Origin of the sequence: Pararhizobium qamdonense (assembly GCF_029277445.1) — a bacterium.
Lineage (GTDB): Bacteria > Pseudomonadota > Alphaproteobacteria > Rhizobiales > Rhizobiaceae > Pararhizobium > Pararhizobium qamdonense.
In genome coordinates this window covers 1,597,218-1,619,218 of sequence record NZ_CP119566.1, presented here as the reverse complement: position 1 = coordinate 1,619,218, position 22,001 = coordinate 1,597,218, and the positions used below count along the sequence as shown (strand labels likewise).

General features: G+C 61.5%; 22 protein-coding genes. 3 read left to right on the top strand and 19 right to left on the bottom strand.

Features of this window, described 5'->3' with window-relative positions; genetic code table 11:
* Positions 1–57 precede the first annotated feature (57 nt).
* The 12 genes from PYR65_RS07800 to speB form a co-directional block, all read right to left on the bottom strand.
* Positions 58–1,011, bottom strand: coding sequence for a ring-cleaving dioxygenase (locus PYR65_RS07800; RefSeq protein WP_276120556.1), 954 nt, complete (start codon positions 1,009–1,011; stop codon positions 58–60).
* 113 nt (positions 1,012–1,124) lie between these two features.
* Positions 1,125–1,625, bottom strand: coding sequence for a DUF3833 family protein (locus tag PYR65_RS07795; protein ID WP_276120555.1), 501 nt, complete (start codon positions 1,623–1,625; stop codon positions 1,125–1,127).
* Positions 1,626–1,741: 116 nt separating this feature from the next.
* Positions 1,742–2,080: a GFA family protein gene (locus PYR65_RS07790; RefSeq protein WP_276120554.1), complete on the bottom strand. Its 339-nt coding sequence runs from the start codon at positions 2,078–2,080 to the stop codon at positions 1,742–1,744.
* Between the two features lie 54 nt (positions 2,081–2,134).
* The gene (locus PYR65_RS07785; RefSeq protein WP_276120553.1) at positions 2,135–2,911 is read right to left on the bottom strand and encodes a carbon-nitrogen hydrolase family protein; all 777 of its coding nucleotides are present in this window, start codon (positions 2,909–2,911) and stop codon (positions 2,135–2,137) included.
* The gene (locus tag PYR65_RS07780; RefSeq protein WP_276120552.1) at positions 2,908–3,708 is read right to left on the bottom strand and encodes an ABC transporter permease; all 801 of its coding nucleotides are present in this window, start codon (positions 3,706–3,708) and stop codon (positions 2,908–2,910) included. The genes PYR65_RS07785 and PYR65_RS07780 overlap by 4 nt, the downstream gene beginning before the upstream one ends.
* Positions 3,705–4,559, bottom strand: coding sequence for an ABC transporter permease (locus tag PYR65_RS07775; RefSeq protein ID WP_276120551.1), 855 nt, complete (start codon positions 4,557–4,559; stop codon positions 3,705–3,707). The genes PYR65_RS07780 and PYR65_RS07775 overlap by 4 nt, the downstream gene beginning before the upstream one ends.
* Positions 4,556–5,593, bottom strand: coding sequence for an ABC transporter ATP-binding protein (locus PYR65_RS07770; protein WP_276120550.1), 1,038 nt, complete (start codon positions 5,591–5,593; stop codon positions 4,556–4,558). Before PYR65_RS07770 ends, PYR65_RS07775 begins: the two co-directional genes overlap by 4 nt.
* 233 nt (positions 5,594–5,826) lie before the next feature.
* Entirely contained in the window at positions 5,827–6,915 is a 1,089-nt protein-coding gene (locus PYR65_RS07765; RefSeq protein WP_276120549.1) for an ABC transporter substrate-binding protein, read from the bottom strand.
* A gap of 94 nt (positions 6,916–7,009) precedes the next feature.
* Entirely contained in the window at positions 7,010–7,657 is a 648-nt protein-coding gene (locus tag PYR65_RS07760; RefSeq protein WP_276120548.1) for an amino acid ABC transporter permease, read from the bottom strand.
* Entirely contained in the window at positions 7,654–8,322 is a 669-nt protein-coding gene (locus tag PYR65_RS07755; RefSeq protein WP_060639685.1) for an amino acid ABC transporter permease, read from the bottom strand. Before PYR65_RS07755 ends, PYR65_RS07760 begins: the two co-directional genes overlap by 4 nt.
* A 4-nt stretch (positions 8,323–8,326) precedes the next feature.
* A complete protein-coding gene (locus tag PYR65_RS07750) occupies positions 8,327–9,133 on the bottom strand; it encodes a transporter substrate-binding domain-containing protein (RefSeq protein ID WP_276120547.1) in 807 nt (268 codons plus the stop codon).
* Positions 9,134–9,427: 294 nt separating this feature from the next.
* Positions 9,428–10,489: an agmatinase gene (gene speB, locus PYR65_RS07745; RefSeq protein ID WP_276120546.1), complete on the bottom strand. Its 1,062-nt coding sequence runs from the start codon at positions 10,487–10,489 to the stop codon at positions 9,428–9,430.
* A gap of 255 nt (positions 10,490–10,744) precedes the next feature.
* Between speB and PYR65_RS07740 the strand changes: the two genes are divergently transcribed.
* Complete coding sequence (locus tag PYR65_RS07740; protein WP_060639682.1) at positions 10,745–11,791, top strand: LysR substrate-binding domain-containing protein; 1,047 nt, start codon at positions 10,745–10,747, stop codon at positions 11,789–11,791.
* A 48-nt stretch (positions 11,792–11,839) separates the two neighbouring features.
* Positions 11,840–13,018, top strand: a complete 1,179-nt coding sequence (locus PYR65_RS07735; RefSeq protein WP_276120545.1) for an aminotransferase — start codon at positions 11,840–11,842, stop codon at positions 13,016–13,018.
* Between the two features lie 31 nt (positions 13,019–13,049).
* On the opposite strand, the gene PYR65_RS07730 is transcribed toward PYR65_RS07735, so the two are convergent.
* The 4 genes from PYR65_RS07730 to PYR65_RS07715 form a co-directional block, all read right to left on the bottom strand.
* Positions 13,050–13,958: a DMT family transporter gene (locus tag PYR65_RS07730; protein ID WP_276120544.1), complete on the bottom strand. Its 909-nt coding sequence runs from the start codon at positions 13,956–13,958 to the stop codon at positions 13,050–13,052.
* A gap of 413 nt (positions 13,959–14,371) precedes the next feature.
* Positions 14,372–15,805, bottom strand: coding sequence for an aldehyde dehydrogenase family protein (locus PYR65_RS07725; protein WP_276120543.1), 1,434 nt, complete (start codon positions 15,803–15,805; stop codon positions 14,372–14,374).
* 476 nt (positions 15,806–16,281) lie between these two features.
* Positions 16,282–16,431, bottom strand: a complete 150-nt coding sequence (locus PYR65_RS07720; RefSeq protein WP_276120542.1) for a hypothetical protein — start codon at positions 16,429–16,431, stop codon at positions 16,282–16,284.
* A gap of 174 nt (positions 16,432–16,605) precedes the next feature.
* Positions 16,606–17,523, bottom strand: a complete 918-nt coding sequence (locus tag PYR65_RS07715) for a transglutaminase-like domain-containing protein (protein ID WP_276120541.1) — start codon at positions 17,521–17,523, stop codon at positions 16,606–16,608.
* Positions 17,524–17,789: 266 nt separating this feature from the next.
* Here PYR65_RS07715 and PYR65_RS07710 point away from each other — a divergent pair, with 266 nt between their 5' ends.
* Positions 17,790–19,706: a PAS domain-containing sensor histidine kinase gene (locus PYR65_RS07710; RefSeq protein ID WP_276120540.1), complete on the top strand. Its 1,917-nt coding sequence runs from the start codon at positions 17,790–17,792 to the stop codon at positions 19,704–19,706.
* Between the two features lie 18 nt (positions 19,707–19,724).
* Here the strand turns inward: PYR65_RS07710 and PYR65_RS07705 are convergent, their stop codons facing one another.
* The 3 genes from PYR65_RS07705 to PYR65_RS07695 form a co-directional block, all read right to left on the bottom strand.
* Positions 19,725–20,123 carry a response regulator gene (locus PYR65_RS07705; RefSeq protein ID WP_060639676.1) on the bottom strand — a complete coding sequence of 133 codons (399 nt, stop codon included), beginning with the start codon at positions 20,121–20,123 and terminating at the stop codon, positions 19,725–19,727.
* Between the two features lie 286 nt (positions 20,124–20,409).
* Positions 20,410–21,681 (bottom strand): glycerate kinase type-2 family protein, encoded by a 1,272-nt coding sequence (locus PYR65_RS07700; RefSeq protein WP_276120539.1) that lies wholly within the window; start codon positions 21,679–21,681, stop codon positions 20,410–20,412.
* Between the two features lie 3 nt (positions 21,682–21,684).
* Entirely contained in the window at positions 21,685–21,999 is a 315-nt protein-coding gene (locus PYR65_RS07695; RefSeq protein WP_276120538.1) for a Dabb family protein, read from the bottom strand.
* Between the last annotated feature and the right edge of the window lie 2 nt (positions 22,000–22,001).

The following is a 22,001-nucleotide window of genomic DNA, read 5'->3' as shown; positions in this document are numbered from 1 at the left end:
AACCGGCAAAAGTACAGACACAAAAGCCGGGAATATTGTTCCCGGCTGTTGACGATATCAGACCAGCGGCTTCAGCCGGGCCTCGATCTGGGAGCGTTTGTGCTCCAGGAAGGGCGGCAGCGACAGGCCCTCGCCCATGGTCTCCATCGGCTCGTCCACGGCAAAACCGGGTCCGTCTGTGGCGATTTCGAACAGGACGCCGTTCGGCTCGCGGAAATAGAGCGACCGGAAATAAAACCGTTCGACCTCGCCGCTCGACGGTAGGCGGAACTCCTGCAGCCGTTCGGTCCATGCGTGCAGCGCAGCCTCATCCGGCGCGCGGAACGCGACATGATGAACGGCACCGGCACCCTGGCGGGCGGTCGGCAGGCCGGGCTGAACGGCCACATGCAGTTCGGCAGCCGGTCCACCCTCACCCATGGAAAACACATGCACCTCGCCCTTGCCATCCGGTGACGGATATTGGCGCTGTCTGGTCATGTTCATCACCTGCTCGAGAACCAGCTGCGTATTGGTAATATCCGGAACGCTCATGGTGATGGGGCCAAGCCCCTTGATCTGATGTTCGGCGGGAACCGGGCTGCGGTCCCAGGGATGCGACGGCGCAAGGCCGCCATCGTCGATCAGCCGGAACCGCTGGCCCTCGCCATCTTCAAAATCAAGCGACAGGCGGCCGTCGATCTCGCCGATATCTTCGGACGCGATGCTCAGTTCGCCGAAGCGGGCCTTCCACCATTCGATGCTTTCCGGACTGCCGACACGAAGCCCGGTGCGCGAAACGCTATGGGTGCCACGGGTCTCGCGGTTGACCGGCCAGTCGAAGAAGGTCAGGTCCGTTCCCGGCGTCGCCTCGCCGTCGGCATAAAACAGGTGATAGGCGGTGGTATCGTCCTGGTTCACGGTCTTCTTGACCAGCCGCATGCCGAGAACCTGCGTGTAGAAACGCAGGTTTTCCTTGGCGTTCGCGGTGATCGCGGTCAGATGATGAATTCCGGTCAGTTGCAAGCTCATGGCTCTCGCCTCCATTCGTGACTGTGTGAAGGCAATATCGGCCTGCGCGCCCGTTTAATAAAGAGGCCCGGCACGGACAGATTGTTCACCATTCATGAACGAACCCAGAGAGTTTAGCGCTTGAAATCGACCTTCACACGCGCCACCGGGAAGATATATTTCCAGACGGTCGCGGTATTGGCGATCGTGGCGCCATCCCCGGCCAGAACCATCTTGTCGTAGAAACGCACGACATTCTTCTTAGGGCCTGGATCGAGATCAACGAGATAGTTAAAGCGCGCTGTGTTGCTATCGACACGCACTGTCGTCTTGCCGATCACGTCCTCGCGCGTTCCGGAATAGGTCGAAGGCCCCGTGCGAACGAAACGCCAGGTCTTGCGGTCTTTTTCACCGTCGGAATAGACGAAATCCTCCCGCACGGTCAGCACGTCGCCACGCAGCCTGCCGGTGAGCACGACGTCGAACTGGCGGTTGACGCCGTTGATGGCGGAAAAGGAACCCTTCGCGGTGGTTTTTCCGCGAAAGAACGTCTCCATCATCGTGTCTTTGGCGAAGGCCGGCAATGGAGCGGATAGAAGGGCAAGAGCGGTCAGCGAAAACAGGATGCGTTTCATGTCTTTCTCCTCTGTTGAGAAGAATACGGACGGAAAGCACCGATGGTTCCGCAACCGATGCCGATTCCATGTTTTCATCGCTTTTGCAGGCTGGTGGCGTCTGAAGATGAAGCGCTTTAGACCGAGGAATCCTCTTCCACAATCAGCGTGACTGCGCGGAGATCAAAGCCATCGAGCATGCGCGCGTTGATGCCGCATTCGGGGTAATCACCGCGCGGCATCCAGGCCATCACGCAACCACACTGGCGGCAGCGGTGAAAGTCGATATGCTGTCTGCCCCAGCGGTAAATATCGGTCGGGCCGCTCAACTGGACGTCGCCCGTCTGGTAGTAGGCCCAGAGCGGTGCGTAGCGGCGGCAGATCGAGCAATGGCACTCGGTTACCTCAGCGGGCGCTGAGATCACCGACACCTGAACTTCACCGCAATGGCAGCGTCCCGTCACCCTTCCGGTCATGGCGGCTCCTCAACACGCGCAATGAAGCACCCTACCATCCGCACCGGTTGCTGGTCACGCCCGCCTGTCGGCCAGATAGGTATTCTCGCTTCTGGACTCCTTGAAGGCGGCCGGATCGAGCACTGCCACCATCAGCACTTCGCCCTGCGGTGCTGCGCTGGCAAGCAAAGTGCCATCGGGTGCCGCGACCCGCGACGATCCGGCAAAGCTGAAGCGCTCGTCAGCGCCGCTATGGTTGATATAGGCGACGAAAACCTGGTTTTCGAAAGCGCGGGTCTGGATCATGTGATCGGCAATGAACGTGCCGGAATAGCCGGCAGGCAGCGCCGTCGGCACCAGAACCGCATCGGCACCGGCAAGCGCCAGGCGCCGGACATTTTCCGGGAATTCGACATCGTAGCAGATCAGCATGCCGCATCTGACGCCGCGGTGATCAAACAGCACCGTGCCCGGCGCGGCAGCGGAAAACAGCCCCCGCTCGTAATCGCCGTAAAGATTGGATTTCCGGTAGATGACGGGGGCGGCCGCACCATCGGCATAGACGCAACTGTTGAAGACGGTGTCTTCGGCCTTTTCGGCAAAACCGGCGATGATGGCAATGCCAAGCTTAACCGAAATCGCCTGCAGTTGCCGCACCAGCGGCCCGTCGGCAGGCTCCGCCAGTTCGCTGATGACATCGCCGGCGCCATAGCCGGTCAGCCCGAGTTCCGGCGTGATCAAGAGGCTCGCACCCTTGGCCGCAGCCTCACGCGCTGCGTCTTCGACGCGGGCGAGATTGGCGGCGGTATCGCCGCTTTTCGATTTCATCTGCAAGGCGGCGAGCGTGATCATGTGTCGTCCGATGACATGGCGCCGAGCAGCTTGGGCAGATCACCAAACCGCGCGACAAGGGAGAAGATGACCGCCGCCGTTGCGACGAACAGGATGGTGACCGACGCCATGGTCGGCGTATAGCCGTAGCGCAGCGCGTTGAAAATCTTGATCGGCAGCGTTTCCATGGTGAAGCCGACGGTCATATAGGCAATGATATATTCGTTAAGCGACAGCACGAAGGCAAATGCATAGCCCGAAACGATATAGGGCAGGATCAGCGGCAGCACGACGGTGCGGAAGATCGTCCGGTCATCGGCGCCCATGGTCGCCGCAGCCTCGACCAGCGAGCGGTCGATCGCGGTAAAGCCGAGCGACAGCGTCACCAGCGGCAGCGTCACGAAAAAGATCGCGTGGCTGACAACGGCGGTCCAGGGCTGGCCATAGAAACCGGTCGTTGCCCAGAAGGTCAAAAGGCCAAGCGCCGTGATGACGGGCGGCAGCGTGAACGGCGCGATGCCGAGAAGCTGGAAAATGTTGGCCCAGGGCGCAACCCGCCGCCACAGGAACCAGGCAAGCGGCAGCGCGATGGCAACCGCCAGGGCGGCCGACAGGACGGCGAGCGTCAGCGAGGCAAACAGCGCATTGCGCCATTCCGGATTAAGGAAAATCTCGCCGTACCAGGAGAGCGAAAATCCCTTGGGCGGAAAGGCGAGCGTCTGCCGGGCATTCACTGACACGCCGGCAACGACGATCATGGGCGCAGCCAGGAACAGGCCGATCAGGAAGAAATAGACTTTGCTCAGCGCCCCCGTCATGCCGCTTCTCCCTTGCGTCCGGCAAGCACGGTCAAAGCGACCAGCCCCAGCGTCACCAGCACCAGAAACACCGCCATTGCTGCGGCAAACGGCATGTTCGACTGGTAGATCGCCTGGTCGGTGATCAGCACCGACAGCGTCCAGTGCTGCGGCCGGCCGAGAAGCTGCGGCAGGAGATAGGAGCCGAGCGCGAAGATGAACACCATGATCAGCGTCGCCGTAATCGTATTGCGAAGGGCTGGAATGACGACCGTGAAGAACGCCTTGATAGGCGACGCGCCGAGCGTTCTCGCCGCTTCGGTGAGTGTTGGATCAAGCCGCACCAGTGCGGGATAAAGCACGAGGACCGTGTAGGGAAAGGCCTGGTAGACCATGCCGGTCAGCACCGCGCCGAAGCTCGGCAACAGCGCCTTGGCCTCGCTCATGATACCGGCCATGACCAGAAGATTGGTGATCCCGGCCGTGCGCGAAAACAGCGTTGACCAGGCAAAACCGATAATAACCTCGGACAGCGACAGAACCGACAGCAGCGCCACCAGCCAGATGATCTGCACCTTCCGGGCCATGCGGGTCAGGAGATAGGTGAAGGGAACGGCGAGCACGACGCAGCAGATCGCCACCGTGACCGCGAGCATCAGCGAGAAGCCCAGCACATTGGCAAAGAACAGGCTGAGGAAGCGCTGGTAATTGGCGAGCTCGAACGCCGGCACGTAGAAGCCGCCCTGCTGGCGCTGGAAGAAGGAGACGGCGATCATCGTCGCAAACGGCACGACGAAGAAGACGATGAGCATCATCGCCGGAAAGAACAGCGGTCCGTAATCGCCGAGTTTTTGCGGGGCTTCGCGTCTCATTTGGCCAGCACCACGCAAACATCGGGAAGCAACACCACGCCGACCGGCTGGCCGACGGTAACATCCGGCCGGGCGCGCGGCGTCGAGACCGCAACGATCTGGCGGCCGGCGATATCGACGAAGGTTTCGATCGTGCCGCCGAGGTCACGCACGAAGGTGACGGTGCCGGACAGCGCGCCATCGCCAGGCGCCGTCAGATGCACGTCTTCCGGCCGGATCGACAGCGTCGCCTTGCTGGTAGCGGCACCGAGAGACACGCCGGACACCGGCTGGCCGAGCACGGTGACGCGGCCGGCGCTGTCGGCTTCGGCCTCGAGCAGATTGGTCGAGCCGATGAAATCGGCAACGAACGTATCGGCCGGGCGGCGGTATATCTCGATCGGCGACGCGGCCTGGCGGATTTCGCCGCCCTTCATGACAACGACCGTATCGGCCATGGTCATCGCCTCGCGCTGGTCATGGGTGACGACGATGGTGGTGATGCCGAGCTGCTGCTGCAGCTGGCGCAACTCCACCTGCATCGCCTCGCGCAATTTCGCGTCGAGTGCGGAGAGCGGCTCGTCGAGCAGGAACAGTTTCGGCGAGATCGCCAGCGCCCGGGCAATCGCCACGCGCTGCCGCTGGCCGCCGGACAGTTTCGACACCGGCCGGTCGGAATAGCCGCTCAGATGGATCATCGACAGGAGTTCATCGACCCGCTTCTTCTGATCCTCCTTCGGTGCGCCGCGAATGCGCAAGGGATAGGCGATGTTTTCACCGACTGTCAGATGCGGAAACAGCGCCAGCGACTGGAACACCATGCCGAGATTGCGCTTGTGGGTGGGAACATGGGTGATGTCCTCGCCATCAAGCCGGATCGCACCGCCGGTTGGCAGGTCGAGCCCGGCGATCATCCTGAGCAGCGTGGTCTTGCCGCAACCGGACGGTCCCAGCATGCAGACAAACGTACCATGCGGCACCGTCAGCTCGACATTGTTGACCGCAGTGAAAGTCCCGAATTCCTTCGTGACGTTGTTAAGGACGAGGCCTGACATCGTGTTCCTTTTAAAAAACTTCGGGGCATCGCGGCACGCATTCAATACAGCATATGCCGCCTTCACCCCCCTCTGTCCCTTCGGGACATCTCCCCCTCAAGGGGGGAGATCATTCTTTTCCCTTATCTTTGCTGAGACAAGGGACGCACAGTGCCAGCGGCCAATCTCCCCCCTTGAGGGGGAGATGTCGGCGTCGCCGACAGAGGGGGGTAAATCCACCCTCCGAGCCCAAATCAACCGACGATCAGTTCCGTCCATTTCTGGTTCAGCCAGTCCGACTTCGTCTGGTAGAGATCGTAGCGCGGAATGATCGGTTCGATATCGGAGGAGACGGCGGAAAATTCCGCGTCCGTCAGGTCGGTCAGCTCGCGCTTGACCGTCGGCGAGGTGCCGACCTTGCGCGACAGGATCGCCTGGATCGACGGCTGGCTCATGTAGTTGATGAATTCATGGGCCTCATCGACCTTCGTCGATGCGCGCGACAGCGCCCAGCAGCCACTGTCCTGAATGCCGCCTTCCTTGGGAAAGGTCGAGCGGACGGGATTGCCGTCGGCAGCGGCAAGGCCGGTGACGTCGTGATAATACTGGCCCATCGGGATTTCGCCCGACTTCAGCGCCTGTTCGAACTGGGCCTCGTCGCGGTACCACAGGCGCACGTTCGGCTTGACCTCGGCCAGCTTGTCGAAGGCCTTCTGGACGCCCTCTTCCGTATCCAGCGCTTTGGTGCCGCCAAAGAAGGTCTTGGCGGTCACTTCGAGCAGGAAGGAATTGGACACCAGCGCCAGGAGACCGAGCTTGTCGGCATTTGCCGGATCCCAGAACGCCTGCCAGGATGTCGGGGCTTCCTTGTAGACGTCGGTATTGGTGACGAGCGTAATGTACCAGGACACGGCACCGATGCCGGCGACGCGGCCGTCCGGATACTTGTTGACGAAACGCTCGATGAGGTTTGCGCCATTCGGGATCTTCGCCATGTCGAGCGGCGCCCACAGGTCGGTCGCCTGACCCTTCAGCATCGCCACCTGCGACATCATCGAGACGTCGGCCGGAGCCTGTCCTGCCTTGGCAGCCTGATCGAGCTGCACCAGCCAGGCTTCGCCGGTCGGCTCCGCAATCGCCTCGACGGCAATGCCGGTCGCCTTGGTGAAATCCGGAAAAATGTTCTTGTCGAAGGAATCCTTGAAATAGCCGCCATAGACGCCGACCTTCAGCGACTTTTCCTGAGCGCGCAGGATGGACGGCATGGCCAGCATGGATGCACCGGCAAGGCCGGCACCGAGCACGGCGCGGCGGCCGATCTTCTGTTTGAGAAAGTCTGTCATCCTTGTTCTCCTGTTCTATGCCGGTGCCGTCTTTGTGGCTTCCGGTCTGTTCCCAATTTTTGGTCCGGCTTGCAAGCCCCGGACCACGGATTGATCAGTGTTTTAGCGCGCGAAGCTCCAGCATCTTGGCGTAGCGCGTCAGCGGAAAACACAAGGCGAAATAGATCAGCGCCACGAAGCCATAAACCTTGAACGGCTCGAAGGTCGCATTGTTGATCGCATTCGAGGTCCTGACCAGTTCCTCAAATCCGATGATCGATGTCAAGGCCGTGCTCTTGATCAGCTGCACCAGAAAGCCGACCGTCGGCGCCCGCGTCATCGCAAAGGCCTGCGGCAGGATGATCAGCCGCAACTGCTTAAGATAATGCAATCCCAGGCTGCTGCCGGCATCCCATTGCCCAAGCGGCACCGCCTGCACGCCGCCGCGCCAGATTTCCGCCAGAAACGCGCTGGCGCACAGCGTCAGGCCCAGTACCGCAGCCGTCCAGGGCTCGATGCGCAGGCCGATCAGCGGCAGGCCGAAGAACAGCAGGAAGAGCTGCATCAACAGCGGCGTGCCCTGAAACAGGCCGATATAATATTCGGCAAAGCGCTGCACCCAGCGCCGCTTGGAAATGCGCATGAACAGGATGACAAGGCCGACGATCGTGCCGCCCACGAAGGCGACGGCCGACAGAAGGATGGTCCAGCGCGCCGCCAGAAGCAGATTGCGGACGATGTCCCAAAGGGTGAATTCGATCACGACACGCCTCCCGCCAGAAAGCGGTTGCCGCCGGCGACGAGCAAACGGCGCAGGCCGATGCTCATGGCGAGATAGACGAGGGTCACGATGAAATAGGTCTCGAACGCCCGGAACGTGCGGGCCTGCAGGAGATCTGCCTCATAGGTGAGCTCGCGCACGGCGATCTGCGAGACGACGGCCGATTCCAGCATCATGATGACGATCTGGCTGGTCAGCGCCGGGAAGATCACCTTCAGCGCCTGCGGCAGCACGATCTTGATGAACACCAGGCGGGGCCGCAGGCCAAGCGCAAGCGCCGCCTCCTTCTGTCCCTTGGGCACCGCATCGAGACCGGCGCCAACGATCTCCGTCGTATAGGCCGTCATGTTCAGGGTCATTGCCAGGATCGCGGCGACCACCGGATCGAGGCGGATGCCGAGGCTGGGCAGCCCGAAGAAGATGAAGAACAGCTGCACCAGAAACGGCGTGTTGCGGATAAGCTCGACATAAGCGGCAATCGCGCGGCGCAACAGAGCGTAGCGGCTGCGCCGCGCTGCTGCACCCAGAACACTGAGCACGATGCCGGCAACAGCCGACACCGCGATCAGGAACATCGTCATGGCCGCACCGCTTGCGATCAGGGAGACCGCATCGCTCAGCCAGCCGAAGTCGAGCACATAGCCCAAAGGATCAATCCTTCAGGTTTTCAGGATTGAGCGGCACTTTCAGCCAGGCTTGCGAACTCGCATCCAGCTTGCCATCGGCCAGCATCTTGGCAACGGCATCGTTGACAGCGGCCTTCAGCCGGTCTTCGCCCTTGTTCAGCGCCAGGTGCGACGGCGAGGTCATGAGCTGGAACTTCTGTTCCGGCTTCAAGGCTTCCTGACGGGCCAGAACCTGGGCACCGACATCATTGCCGACAACCATCAGTTCCGTCTGGCCGGAGATGAACGCCTGGATTACCGAGTTGTAATTGTCGAAACGCTTGATATCGGCATCCTTGGGGGCGGCTTCCGTCAGCGAGGTGTCTTCCAGCGTGCCGCGGTTTACGGCGATGGACTTTCCGGAAAGGTCGTCCTTGCCTTTGACGTCCATGGCGGCCGGGCCGATCACGGCGATGTAATAGGGCGCGTAGGCTGCGGCAAAATCGATGACTTCGGCGCGCTCCTTGCTGTAGCCGACGCTGACAAGCAGATCGACGCGCTTTTCAGTGAGATACGGGATGCGGTTCTGGCCGGTGACCGGCACGGGAACCAGCTTCACCTTCAGGCTATCGGCAATATATTGCGCAACGTCGATGTCGTAGCCCTTCAGGCTCATGTCGGCGCTGGCAGACGAAAAGGGCGGAAAATCGGCAAAGACGCCGACATTCAGCACGCCCGCCTTGGTGATGTCGTCGATCGCATCGGCATTGGCGGCGGATGCGAAACCGAGCACGGCACCGCTCAGCATCAGCGCGGCGGTAAGACCGGATTTAAAGGTTGAGAGTGTGGTCATGGTATTCCCCTTTGTGATTTTTGTTTGTGGCAGGCACGGTATCGGGAGGAGGCTTTTGCCCCTCACCCTAGCCCTCTCCCCGTAAACGGGGAGAGGGGACGATCGAATTTGCCGTTAGCTCCCCAAAACGTCCGGGAGAAACGGCGCTTGCCGCATGTCCCTTCTCCCCCGCGGGGAGAAGTGCCGAGCGCAGGCGAGGCGATGAGGGGGTCTTCCCGCAAATTCTGTGCGAGCCGCCCCCTCATCCGGCCCTGCGGGCCACCTTCTCCCCGCTGGGGAGAAGAGGAAACGCCCTCAATCCCTTGTCCCGTTGACGAACGGGCTGAACACCATGAGGCTCAGGATTTCGAACAGGACCTGCGAGCCGACATGCGCTGTGTTGGTGGTCGAATCATATTGCGGCGCGACTTCGACGACATCGCCGCCGACGAGGTTCAACCCCTTCAGGCCGCGGATCAACTCCAGCACTTCGCGGGTGGTGAGACCGCCGATTTCGGGGGTGCCCGTGCCCGGCGCAAAGCTTGGATCGACGCTGTCAATATCGAAGGACAAATAGGTCGGGCCGTCGCCGACGATCGCCTTCGCCTTCTCGATGATAGCCGGAATGCCCATGCCGGTCACGTCCTCGGCATGAATGACGGTCATGCCGGACTCGTAGGAGAATTCCCAAAGATATTCGGAGGAGCCGCGAATGCCGATCTGGATCGTGCGGGTCGGATCGAGCACGCCGTCCAGTACCGCGTTGCGGAACGGACCGCCATGATGGAACTTGGTGAGGTCATAGGCGCCGCCGGTATCGCAATGGGCGTCGATATGGATCATGCCGACCGGGCGCTTCTTGCCGACGGCTTTCAGGATCGGATGGCTGATCGAGTGGTCGCCGCCGACAGAAAGAGGAACCACGCCGGCCTCGACGATCTGGTTGATGCGCTTTTCGATATCGTCATGGCTGAGTTCGAGCCGGTAGCGGCTCTGGAACGGCACGTCGCCGATATCGGCCACGCGCAGGTCATGCACGGGCGCGCAGCCGAGCACGTGATTATAGGGGCCGATGCGCTCGATGGTGCGCATGGCGCGCGGCCCGAAACGCGAGCCCGGACGGTTGGTAACGCCAAGATCCATCGGCACGCCGACAATGGCGACCTGCAGATTGCCGAAATCCGGCTCGTTGGCATCGACAGGCACATAGGGCGCCATCAGGAAGGTCGGAACGCCGGAGTACGGCGCAAGGCGCGTGCCGTTCTTGGAGAAGATCTTGTCGGCAACCTTGCGGAAGGTCGGGTCGAACATCTCGCCGCCATGAGCTTCGCCATACTTCGCCTTCAGTTCGTTTAGCTTGCTGTCATCCCACGCCATATCCGCTTGACCTCGTGTTGGGCCTGGAAAACCGTGCGATTCTAATGGTTATCGAGCGTGAAATGCGCTGCTCGTGCCGCCAAAAGCCGGAAAACCGCCCCTGTTTGCCAGAGACGCGTCCGGATGCATGTTCCCCAGGCTTTTGCCTTTGTTGATCACATTAGGAAACAATTTGATTGGAAAATCAATTGACATTGTTATAGCGTTTGATGTGAGAAAAACTAACATCATGATCGACGCCCCGGAGCGTACCTCTTGTCCAGCCGCCTGCCCCCGCTGAACCCCTTGCGCGCCTTCGAGGCGACCGCCCGGCGTGGTTCGGTTTCGGCCGCCGCCCGCGAGCTGAACGTCACCCATGGCGCAATCAGCCATCAGATAAGAGCGCTCGAACTCTCCTTCAACGCCGCCCTGTTCGAACGCGGCGGCAAGCGGTTGAAACTCACCTCGCAGGGCGCGCTGCTCCTGCCCGCCGTCACCCACGCCTTTGAAGGCATCGCCGCCGCCACCGCCGCGATGACGCGGCCGACCACCAGCGGCGAGCTGCGCATCGTCTGCGTGCCGGCGCTTTTGTCCTTCTGGATGATCCCGCGCCTGCATCAGTTCACCGAACAGTTCCCCGACGTGCAGCTGACGCTGATCGCCTCCAACGATGCCGCCAATCTTTTTTCTGCCGATGTCGATATCTGCCTGCTTTATGGTGACGGCAACTGGCCCGATTGCTGGGCGCGGCTGTGGAGCCGGCTGGAGCTGTTTCCGGTCGTCAGCCCCACCCTCCTCAATATGCGGCCGTTGAGATCGCTGCGCGACCTGCGCGATCATGTCATCCTGCATGGCGATGACGGGCGCGAATGGAACACCTGGCTTGCGGCTGCCGATGGCATCGACATCCAGCGCGGCCGCCAGCACTTCATGAGCGACGCCCGGCTTTCGACGGAAGCGGCGCTGCACAATCAGGGCGTGGCGCTTGGGGATACCATTACGGCCGGCAGCCTGATTGCCAAGGGCGAGCTGATCGCCCCCTTCGATCTCACCGTTCCGGCCAACGATGCCTTCTATGTCGCCTGCCGCAACGAAAACCGCGCGGCGCCGATCGTCAAGGTCTTCATCGACTGGCTGTTTTCGGCCCTTGAAAACGACCCCATGCCGGAGCTACAGACCTCGGCACGCACCATCATTCGCGCCCGCACCCACAAGGTGAGCGCGCCCGAACGCCTCCCCGCCAAGGACAGCTTTCAGCCCGTCTCCTCGCCCGCCCGCAGCAGGCGTCCGGAGCCGACGCCGAAACGGCGGGCCAAATCGTAAGAACCGCAAGATTAATCAGTCACGTCTTAGGAACCACAGGACAATCCGATGCCGCATTTCAATCCGCTGATCGCCAAGCTCTCGCCGCCGCCCGTGCCGTCCGTTCTGGCCTGGGCCAAGGACTATGACGGCGCGCGCGGACCGCTGATTGATCTCAGCCAGGCCGTGCCCGGCTATCCCGCCCATCCCGACATGCTGACCTGGCTGGGCGAGGCCGCCGCCTCCCCCGCTTTCACCGGTTATGGCGCCATCGAAGGCGAGGATGTCCTGCGCAGCGCCTATGCGCAGCATGTTTCCGGCCTCTACGACGCCAAGATCGGACGTGAAAACATCCACATCACCTCCGGCTGCAACCAGGCCTTCATCTGCACCGCCATGGCGATTGCCGGTGCAGGCGATACGATCCTGATGACCAATCCCTTCTACTTCAACCAGCAGACGACGCTGGCAATGCTCGGCATCGGCGTCGAACTGGTACCGTGCGATGCGGGCAGCGGCTTCCTGCCGGATGTCGATGCCATTGCCGCAGCGCTGAAACCTGGCATCCGCGCGCTGGCGCTGGTAACGCCCAACAATCCGACCGGCGCCGTCTATCCACCGGCGCTTCTGCACCGGATCTACGATCTTTGCCGCGCCAACCGCACCTGGCTGATCCTCGACGAGACCTATCGCGACTTCCTGCCCGAAGGCAGCGGCGCGCCGCATGATCTCCTGTCGATCAAGGGCTGGCAGAACAGTCTCGTCTGCCTCTACAGCTTCTCAAAATCTTTCTGCATTCCCGGCCACCGTCTGGGCGCCATCACCGCGGGACCGGCCATGGTCGAGCAGGTTGCCAAGATCATGGACAATCTGCAGATCTGCGCCCCGCGCTCGGCGCAATCGGCCGTCGCCAAGGCCATTCCCGCGCTGGCAGACTGGCGAGCGGGCAACCGGGCCGAAATTGCCACGCGCGCCGACGCGCTCCGCCACGTCATGGGCAAGCTCAAGGGCTGGAAATTGCAGGCGATCGGCGCCTATTTCGCCTATATCCGCCATCCCTATCCGGATATCCGCTCGGAATTCGTCGCCGAAAAGCTGGCAAAGATCGCCGGCATCGTCTGCCTGCCCGGCGACTATTTCGGCGAGGGCCAGGAAGGCTATCTGCGCTTTGCCTTCGCCAATGCGGATGCGCAGACCATCCTGAAGCTTGAGGAACGGCTTTCGGGATTCAATCTGCCCGGGATCTGATCAGGAAATCTGATCCCCAGGTCAAGCAACATCAGCCGCGGCGGGCGATCAGGATGCCCGCCAGCACGATCGCGCCGCCAATGGCCTGCATCAGGCCGACGGGTTCGCTGAGCAGCAGCCATGCGAGGATTGCCGCCACGACCGGCTGCAACAGCAGCGTCAGCGACGAAAATGCCGGCGGCAGGAAAGCGAGCGCATAGATGATCAGCCCCTGCCCGCCGGCATGGCTGATGAAGGCAAGCCCGAACAGGATGGCCCAGCCGAACAAAGAGGTGGGCATGAAGCTCGCCTCGAAGAAGAAGGCGATCGGCAACATGCAGAGCGCGGCCGATGCCGTGCTCCAGATCATGATACGGTTGGTGGAAAAGCGGCTGCGGAGCCGGCCGATCGACAGGATGTAGCCGGCGTAAAACACCGCCGCCAGCGCCGCCGTGGCATCGCCGGCCAGCTGGCCGTCTCCCAGCGCCATTGGCCCGCCCTTCAGGATGACGACGCCCGCCAGCGCCGTCGCAAGGCCGGCAATGAACACGCCGCTGACACGGGCGCGAAACAACAGCCATGAGCCAAGCGTCACGAAGATCGGCGCCAGATTGGCAAGCAGGGTCGCGTTGGCAACCGAGGTCATGTGCAGTGCCAGATGCCAGGCCGCGAGATCGACGGCAAGGAAGATGCCGGGCAGCACCAGCAGGCCGTAATCGGTAAATCCCGCCGGCCGCTGATCGGTGACGGTATGCCCCGCCGTTTTCGACCAGATGACGAGCGGCAGAAGCGCCAGCGCCACCCGCCAGAATGCCGTTGCCATCGGCCCGACTTCCGACAGCCGCACGAAAATGGGCGAACCGCCGATCGCAGCACCGCCAATCAACAGGGCGATCAGCGCAAGCCGGTTGGCCGATGACGAGGCCGGTTTCGATGGTGAGGGAAGTACGGTCTCTGACACGGGCGCTGTCCATAGGTCTGGCACGGCGCAATCCGCCGGCGCGATAACGCTCTGCAGGTATCAGAACGCCCCGCCGGGAAACAGCGACTTCTCCTGATGGGATGATGAGAGTTCGTGAACCAATGCCCGCAAGCACGTGCCTGCGGGCATATCACCCACCCGTCATCTTCGCCCTTCACACACCCCGTCATCCTCGCCCTTGAGGCGAGGATCCAGCCACCCGATGTCTGTCGGGTCAGAAAGTCTCTCAACCCAGAAACTTGGGGCCAGCTCGGTTTTCATGACAAGCACGGAGATGACTGACATCTGGGTCAGTTTTCTCTTGCTCGGTTCAGTGTCCGACTCTGGATCCTCGCCTCGAGGGCGAGGATGACGGTAAATGGGGTCGCAGCAAAAGTTAACTCAGCCAATCATCAGGCGGCGTCAGGCCGGTGAACAGTCTTCACTTCGAGGAAATCCTCGAGCCCGAAACGGCCGCCTTCGCGGCCATTGCCGGATTGCTTGTAGCCGCCAAACGGGCTGCCATAGCGATGCGGCCCGCCGTTGATATGGACCATGCCGGCGCGAAGCCGTGCGGCAACGCGTTCGGCGCGCTTGGGATCACCGGTCTGGACGTAGGCCGCAAGGCCATAATTGGTGTCGTTGGCGATCTCGATCGCTTCCTCTTCGGTATCGAACGGCATGATGGCAAGCACCGGACCGAACACCTCTTCGCGGGCAATGCGCATGGTATTGTTGACATCGGCAAAGATCGTCGGCTTGACGAAATAGCCGGTCTCAAAACCGTCCGGCTTGCCGGCACCGCCGACGAGAACACGCGCACCTTCGGCAATGCCAGCCTCGATCAGGGCCTGCACCCGGCCGAACTGGACATCGCTGACCAGCGGCCCGATATGGCTGCCTTCCTCGGCGGGATTGCCGACTTTCGCCTCGCGTCCCACCCGCGTGGCGATCTCGACGGCCTTGTCATAGACCGACTTCTGCACCAGGAGACGCGTTGGCGCATCGCAGGACTGGCCGGAATTGTTGAAGCATTCCAGCACGCTGCCGGAAACCCGGTCTTCAAGATCGGCATCTTCGAAGACGATGTTGGGCGACTTGCCGCCAAGCTCCAGCGTCACGCGCTTGACCGTTTCGGCAGCGTCCTTGCTGACGGCGATGCCTGCGCGGGTCGAGCCCGTGAACGACATCATATCGACGTCCTTGTGTTTGGAGAGTGCGGCCCCGACATTCGGGCCATCGCCGTTGACGAGGTTGAACGTGCCGGCCGGAAAGCCGGCCTCATGCACCATTTCGGCATAGAGCAACGCGTTCAGCGGCGTGAATTCCGATGGCTTCAGCACGCAGGTCGAGCCCGTCGCAAGGGCGGGCACCACCTTCAGCGCGATCTGGTTGATCGGCCAGTTCCAGGGCGTGATCAGACCGCACACGCCGATCGGCTCGCGCAGCATGACATCGCCATTGGGCAGCACTTCGCGGCTGTGCAGGCGCTTCAGCGCATCGATAAAGCCCTGGAGATGGCCAACGCCGACATCGGCCTGCTGTTCGCGGCTCATGGACAGCGGCGCGCCAAGCTCCAGCGTGATGGTCTGGGCCATCTCTTCGTAGCGGCGCTTGTAGATGGAAAGCAGCTTTTCCAGAAGGGCCAGCCGCTCTTCCGTCGTCGTGCGGCTGTAGGTCGCAAAAGCCGTCTTGGCAGCGGCGACGGCGCGGTCGATATCCGCAGCACTTCCCATGGAAATCACCGCAACCGGCTTTTCGGTCGCCGGGTTCAAAACCTCAAGATCGTTGGCCACAAGGGGAGCGACCCATTCGCCGTTGATGTAGAATTTGCGCTTGTCGAGCATGTTTCTTGTCCTTCCCGTCAGATCGTCTTCTGTTTTTCAGTGCGCCAACCGGGATCGATTGGCGATAGCGTTCGCCGCTGAAAACTCGCTTGAGCCGCCGCAGCGGTTGCTGCAGGCGCCGTAAAAACCCCCTCCCCTCCTGGGCAGGGTTGCGGAAGGACCCACCTTTGAAACAACAGGCATCCCTTCCCACCGCTTCGCTCTGACACTCCCCACACGAAGGAGGATCGGATCTCAGACGGCAAGGCTACGATATCCGCAAGACTGACGGCAAGGGGGATGATGTGGCCGTCCGCAACCGCCGTCGATTGCGGCATCTGCGCCACGGGGTCAAATCAGCTGGAACGGATGGGTTTTTAGAGGAAGAGCACGCATGATCGCAGTGCAGGAAATCTTCTCGTGTACCCCGAAAACGCAAGGCCCCTACATCCGGAGGGACGCAAGGGCCTGAAAATGTTAGTTTTTGACTGGACGGCTCAAATCGCGCCAAAAACCAGCGCTGTCACGAACAGGAAGGCGGCGGCAAGGGCTGTGGCCTGCGCGGCCATTGTCCAGGAAAACTGCGGTGCCGGGTGAACGCTGTAGCTCACCGGACTTTTCTGCATGACTGGTTTCGAACCTTGCATAATGTCCTCCACTTGAGTTGTTGCAGATTATCAGAAGCCTTAGGGCGACTGTTTCTGGTACTTTTCTCCGCTATTTTATACCAAGTTTATAGAGATTATTTTCTACCTTTTGCGCGGTTAAGGAAAAAACCAACCTGAAGCATGATTTTCACCGGGCGAAAAACCCGGTCACTCTCAATGCCCCCGCTCAAGTTCCCTTTGCTGCACGAGCTTGGACCAGCGTTCGCTGAACCACGGCGTCAAAAGCGACACATCCGCCCGGCTATGCCTCTTGGTCAGCGCACTGTCCGTTTCCTTTGAGGTCCACACTTTGAACGTCGTCAATTCATGCTTGCCGAATGTCTGGATCAGCGGAATGTCGGCAGCATCGCGGCCTCGCGCAACCGCAACCCGGCCGATGCGCGGGGCATTGTGGCGGGCATCGAACGTATACCAGCGATCATCGAGATAGACTTCGAACCAGGCGTTGAAATCCATGGGGGCTGGATTATCGGTTTCGCTGAAATCGCCCATATAGCCGTTGACGTAACGCGCCGGCATATTCATCGCACGGCAGAGCGTCACGGCAAGATGCGCATAATCGCGGCATACGCCAGACCGCTCATCATGCGCTTCCATCGCGGTGCGCAACGTTGCCGTGTAGCCATAGCTGAAGGTCAGGCGCTGATGCACATAATCGCAGATTGCCTGGACACGGGCCCAGCCCGGTTCGACTTCGCCGAACAGACGCCAAGCAAGTGCGCCGAAACGGTCGGTCTCGCAATAGCGGCTCGCGGAAAGATATGGAAGGCATTCGGCGGGCAGGTTTTCGACCGGCACCGCCTGTGCGGCGCGGTTGACCGGGTCCGGCCGGCCACTGTCCTTGATTACCGCATCATAGCTGAGACGCAGCCCGCCGGCTGGAACGACCATGCGCATGCAGACATTGCCGAAAGGATCGGTCACCTCACCCATCTTGACGACAGGATCGGAAATCGGTCCGCGCTCGCTGACGATATCGTGCCGCCTGGCGCGATCCACCGACAGAAACGTCATCATCGGGGTCGGCTGATCGCAGCTGATGCCTATTTCGTAACCCAACCGAATGAACATAAATGCTACCTCCACCACATCGCAGGAACGGACAAAAGGTGAATTTGTTCCGGTGTGATGCCTCGAAAAAGAGCCGGACGGGCAGCCAGAGAAGGACGCCGGCTGAACGTTCTGACCCGTCCGGACCGGGCGAATATTCGCTCCTCCTTGGTAAGTGCCGATGAAGAAAAACCGTGTGCAAAGGATGACTTCCGGCAAACCCTCTCTATATGCCGGGTTCTCGCTAAGGCCCGATGAGGGCTGCCCGTCAGAGCATTTGAGAGCGCATGGATAGTCAGTCGTCTTTGTTTTCCCGATCAGGGGGAAAGATCCCAGCCAAACTTGCCGCCAGCGAGATGCTGCGCCGGTTCAATGGCTTGAATTGGGCGACGACAAGTCTTGGGGCCCTCGACGGCTGGCCTGACGCACTGAAGGCTGCCTGCCGGATGCTGCTGGCATCGCCGATCCCCATGGCGCTGCTGGCCGGGCGCGACGGCATCATGCTCTACAATGACGGCTATATCGCCATCGCCGGCGGCCGCCACCCGGATTGTTTCGGCGCATCGGTCCTTTCCGCATGGCCGGAGGTGGCGGACTTCAACGCCGATATTATCGGTCGCGTGTTTGCCGGCGAGAGCCTGTCCTTTGAGGACCAGGAGTTTACGTTCCATCGCAACGGCATGGCGGAAAACGTCTGGCTCGATCTCGACTATAGCCCGATCCTGAATGATGACGGCACCACCGTTGCAGTCCTCGCCCTGGTCATCGAGACGACCAAGCGTGTGACTGCCGAACAGGAACTGGCCCACAGCCGCGAACAGCTTTCGCTGGCGCTTGGCAGCTCCGCCGTTGTCGGTACCTGGGACTGGCATGTTCCGGAAGATCGTGTCTATTCCGACGAAAAGTTCGCGCAACTCTACCGCGTCGATCCCAAGGTCGCGCGCCATGGCGCCCCGATTGCGGACTTCATCCGCACGATCCATCCCGACGATGTCCAACAGGTCGGCAGAGCCATGCAAAACGCCATGCAAACCGGCGGGCGCTTTTCAAAGGAATACCGCCTCGTTCAAGAGGACGGCAGCATCAAATGGGTGCTTGCCGAAGGCCAGCCGCTGATCGACGAACACGGTACATGCATCCGGTTTCCCGGCGTCTCCGTCGATATCACCGCCCAAAAGGAAGCGCTTGAGGCGCATGCCCGCTCTGAAATCGGCTTTCGCACCCTTGCCGATGCCATGCCGCAGATGGTCTGGTCGACGCTTCCGGATGGTTTTCACGACTATTACAATGCCCGCTGGTACGAATTCACCGGCGTTCCGGAGGGATCGACCGATGGCGAGGGCTGGAATGGCATGTTCCACGAGGAGGACCGCGAACGCGCCTGGGCCACCTGGCGCCAGTCGTTGCAGACGGGAGAGGCATATCAGGTGGAATACCGCCTGCGCCATCACAGCGGCGTCTACCGCTGGGTGCTCGGACGCGCATTGCCCATTCGCGATGACAGCGGCGAGATCATCCGCTGGTACGGCACCTGCACGGATATTCACGACACCAAGATGGTTCAGGCCGAACGCGAGATCGTCGCGCACGAACTCAGCCACCGCATCAAGAACATCTTTTCGGTTTTGAGCGGTATCATCAGCCTGTCCGCCCGCTCAGCGCCTGAATCGCGCGGCTTTGCCGACCTCCTGCGCAAGCGCATCGAGGCGATGGGCCGCGCCCATGATTTCGTCCGCCCGCACAGCCGGACGTCGAGACCGGTGGATCTGGAAACCAGCATCTTCGGCCTGACACAGCGGCTGCTTGAGCCCTATGGGCTGGAGGATATGGAGAGCCGGATCACCTTTGCAGGCGACGACACCGTCATCGGCGACAGCGCCGCCACGCCGCTGGCGCTGCTTCTGCATGAACTCGCGACCAATTCCGCCAAATATGGCGCCTTGTCCCATGCCGGCGGACGCCTGGCCATTGCGGGCCGCCACGACGGTGAAAACTACGTGCTGGAATGGAAGGAAAGCGGCAATGAAATTGCCGTGCGCCGGCCGGACCAGGAAGGGTTCGGGTCGCGCCTGATGCGGATCAGCGTCGAAGGGCAGCTCGGGGGACAATTTCATCGTCAATGGGACGCTGACGGCGTGCGCGTCCACGTGACGGTGCCGCTGGCCTCGATCGCGCGCAGCAGCAAGCTTGCGGCGCGGCCATGATGCCGCGCTGAATAAGATTTACTGGAAGACCCGCAAACGCGGCGGCACGTCGGCTGCAACCGAATTCCGCTTGGCGACCGCATAGCTGACCACCTGGCGCAGGTCGTCTTCACCAACCGGCTTGGAAATCACCCCAACCGTTCCCGGAACGCCATCGGCAAGCTGTGACGGATTGGCAGTCATGAACAACACCGTGACCCCGTGCTGTTCGGCCAGCATGCGGCCGATCTCGGTTCCTGTCGGCCCATCGCGCAGATTGAGATCGACCAGAGCGATCTCGGCGAACGGCGCAAGGTTGAAAGCCGATACCCGGTCCGCAGCGATGCCGATCGGGTTATGCCCAAGTTCTGCGACCAGATACTCAATTTCGGTGGCAACGAATATTTCGTCTTCGACCACCAGGATTTTGCAACTCATTTTCAAACTTCCGTACATACATCATGTGCGTTCTGCGGAGCGCGGCATAGGGGAACGATATTGGTTTGAGAAGCCCCCTTCATCGTTCACGTCCATTCATCGTCTCCGAAGGAACGAAGTTCACGACTGGCGGCAACTCCCGCAGTGCGGAATCTCGAACCTTCGATGGCGGGCAACGCATGCCTCCCGGAATTGTTCCAGCCCATATGCGCAATATCTACAATATCCACAGTTACCCGCTTTGCAGCGGCTGGATGGCCGCGCATGCCGGGTTTTGGCCGCTGTCTTAAGCAATCAGCATAGCCCTGAGGTCGTTGACATTGGTGCCGGTCGGGCCAGGCGAAAAGAGATCACCGCTCGCATGAAATGCGCTCCAGGCATCGTGGCGGGCGAGATGCTCGCGCGGATCGGCGCCCGCAGCGCGCATGCGGGCCGTGGTCGCGCCATCGGCAAAAGCCCCGGCATTGTCCTCGGACCCGTCAATGCCATCGGTATCGGCGGCCAGCGCATGCACGCCGTCAAGGCCGTCGATATCCAGCGCAAGCGACAGTAGGAATTCGCTGTTGCGGCCGCCCTTGCCATAGGCATCGCCCGAAATCGTCACCGTTGTTTCGCCGCCGGACAGGATCACCACCGGCTTTGAAAACGGCCGGTTGCGCAGCGCCGTCTCGCGCGCGATCGCCGCATGCATCCGGCCGATATCGCGGGCCTCGCCCTCGATCGCATCCGACAGGATGACGGCCTCGACGCCAAGCGCCCGCGCCTGCGATGCCGCAGCTTCGAGCGAGACGCTGGCAGAGGCAATAATATGATGCTCATGGCCGGCGAATGCGGGATGATCCGGCCCGTGCGCTGCCGCCTGCTCCGATTGCAGATGCCGCATCACACTGTCAGGCAGCGTCATTCCGTAACGGCTGATGACGGCAAGCGCATCGGCGGGCGTGGAGACATCGGGAATGGTCGGCCCGGAGGCGACGAAGGCGGGATTGTCGCCGGGCACATCCGATACGATCAGGCTGACCACCCGCGCCGGGGCGCAGGCAAAGGCCAGCCGTCCACCCTTGATGCGGGAGACATGCTTGCGCACCACGTTCATTGCCGAGATCGGCGCGCCGGAAGCAAGCAGCGCCCGGTTGACGGCGATTTCGTCGGTAAGGGTCAAGCCTTCCGGCGGCGCGGGCAAAAGCGAGGACCCGCCGCCCGAAATCAGAGCCACCACCAGATCGTCCGGCGTCAGCCCCTCAACCAGCGCCAGCAACGCCGCCGATCCTGCAAGTCCGGCCTCGTCCGGGACCGGATGGGCCGATTGCAGCACCCGGATGCGCTTGCAAGGGGCGACCGGGCCATGGCGGGCAACGACTGCGCCTTCCAGAGGTCCATCCCACAGGCTTTCGAACGCCGCCGCCATCTGGCTTGCCGCTTTTCCGGCACCGACAACGATCGTGCGCCCCTTGGGCTTTTCCGGCAGATGGGCGCGGATGGCCGCCAGGGGATCGGCGGCTTTGACGGCAGCCTCAAACAGGCTCGTCAGGAAGGCGCGGGGTTCAACGATCATCAAAACTCAGCCTGCAATCTCGAAATCATAGACGAAGACGCCATCGATACCGCCCTCCGCCGCCGCCACGATGCGGCCCCCGGCCTTTTCATGGGCGGGATGGACGAGATAGGCGTCACGCGCCGCAACATCGGCGAAATCGATGATGAAGCCGCTATTGTATCCCTTGCCCAGCCCCTCCGGGCTGGCATTCCCCCCCGCCGTAAATGCCAGATAGCCCGGAACCAGCCGCTGCAGCGCGGCAATATCGGCAAGGATCGACTGACGCTCGGCATCGGCGATGGTGGACTGGAAGCGGATGAAGACACAATGGCGGATCATTT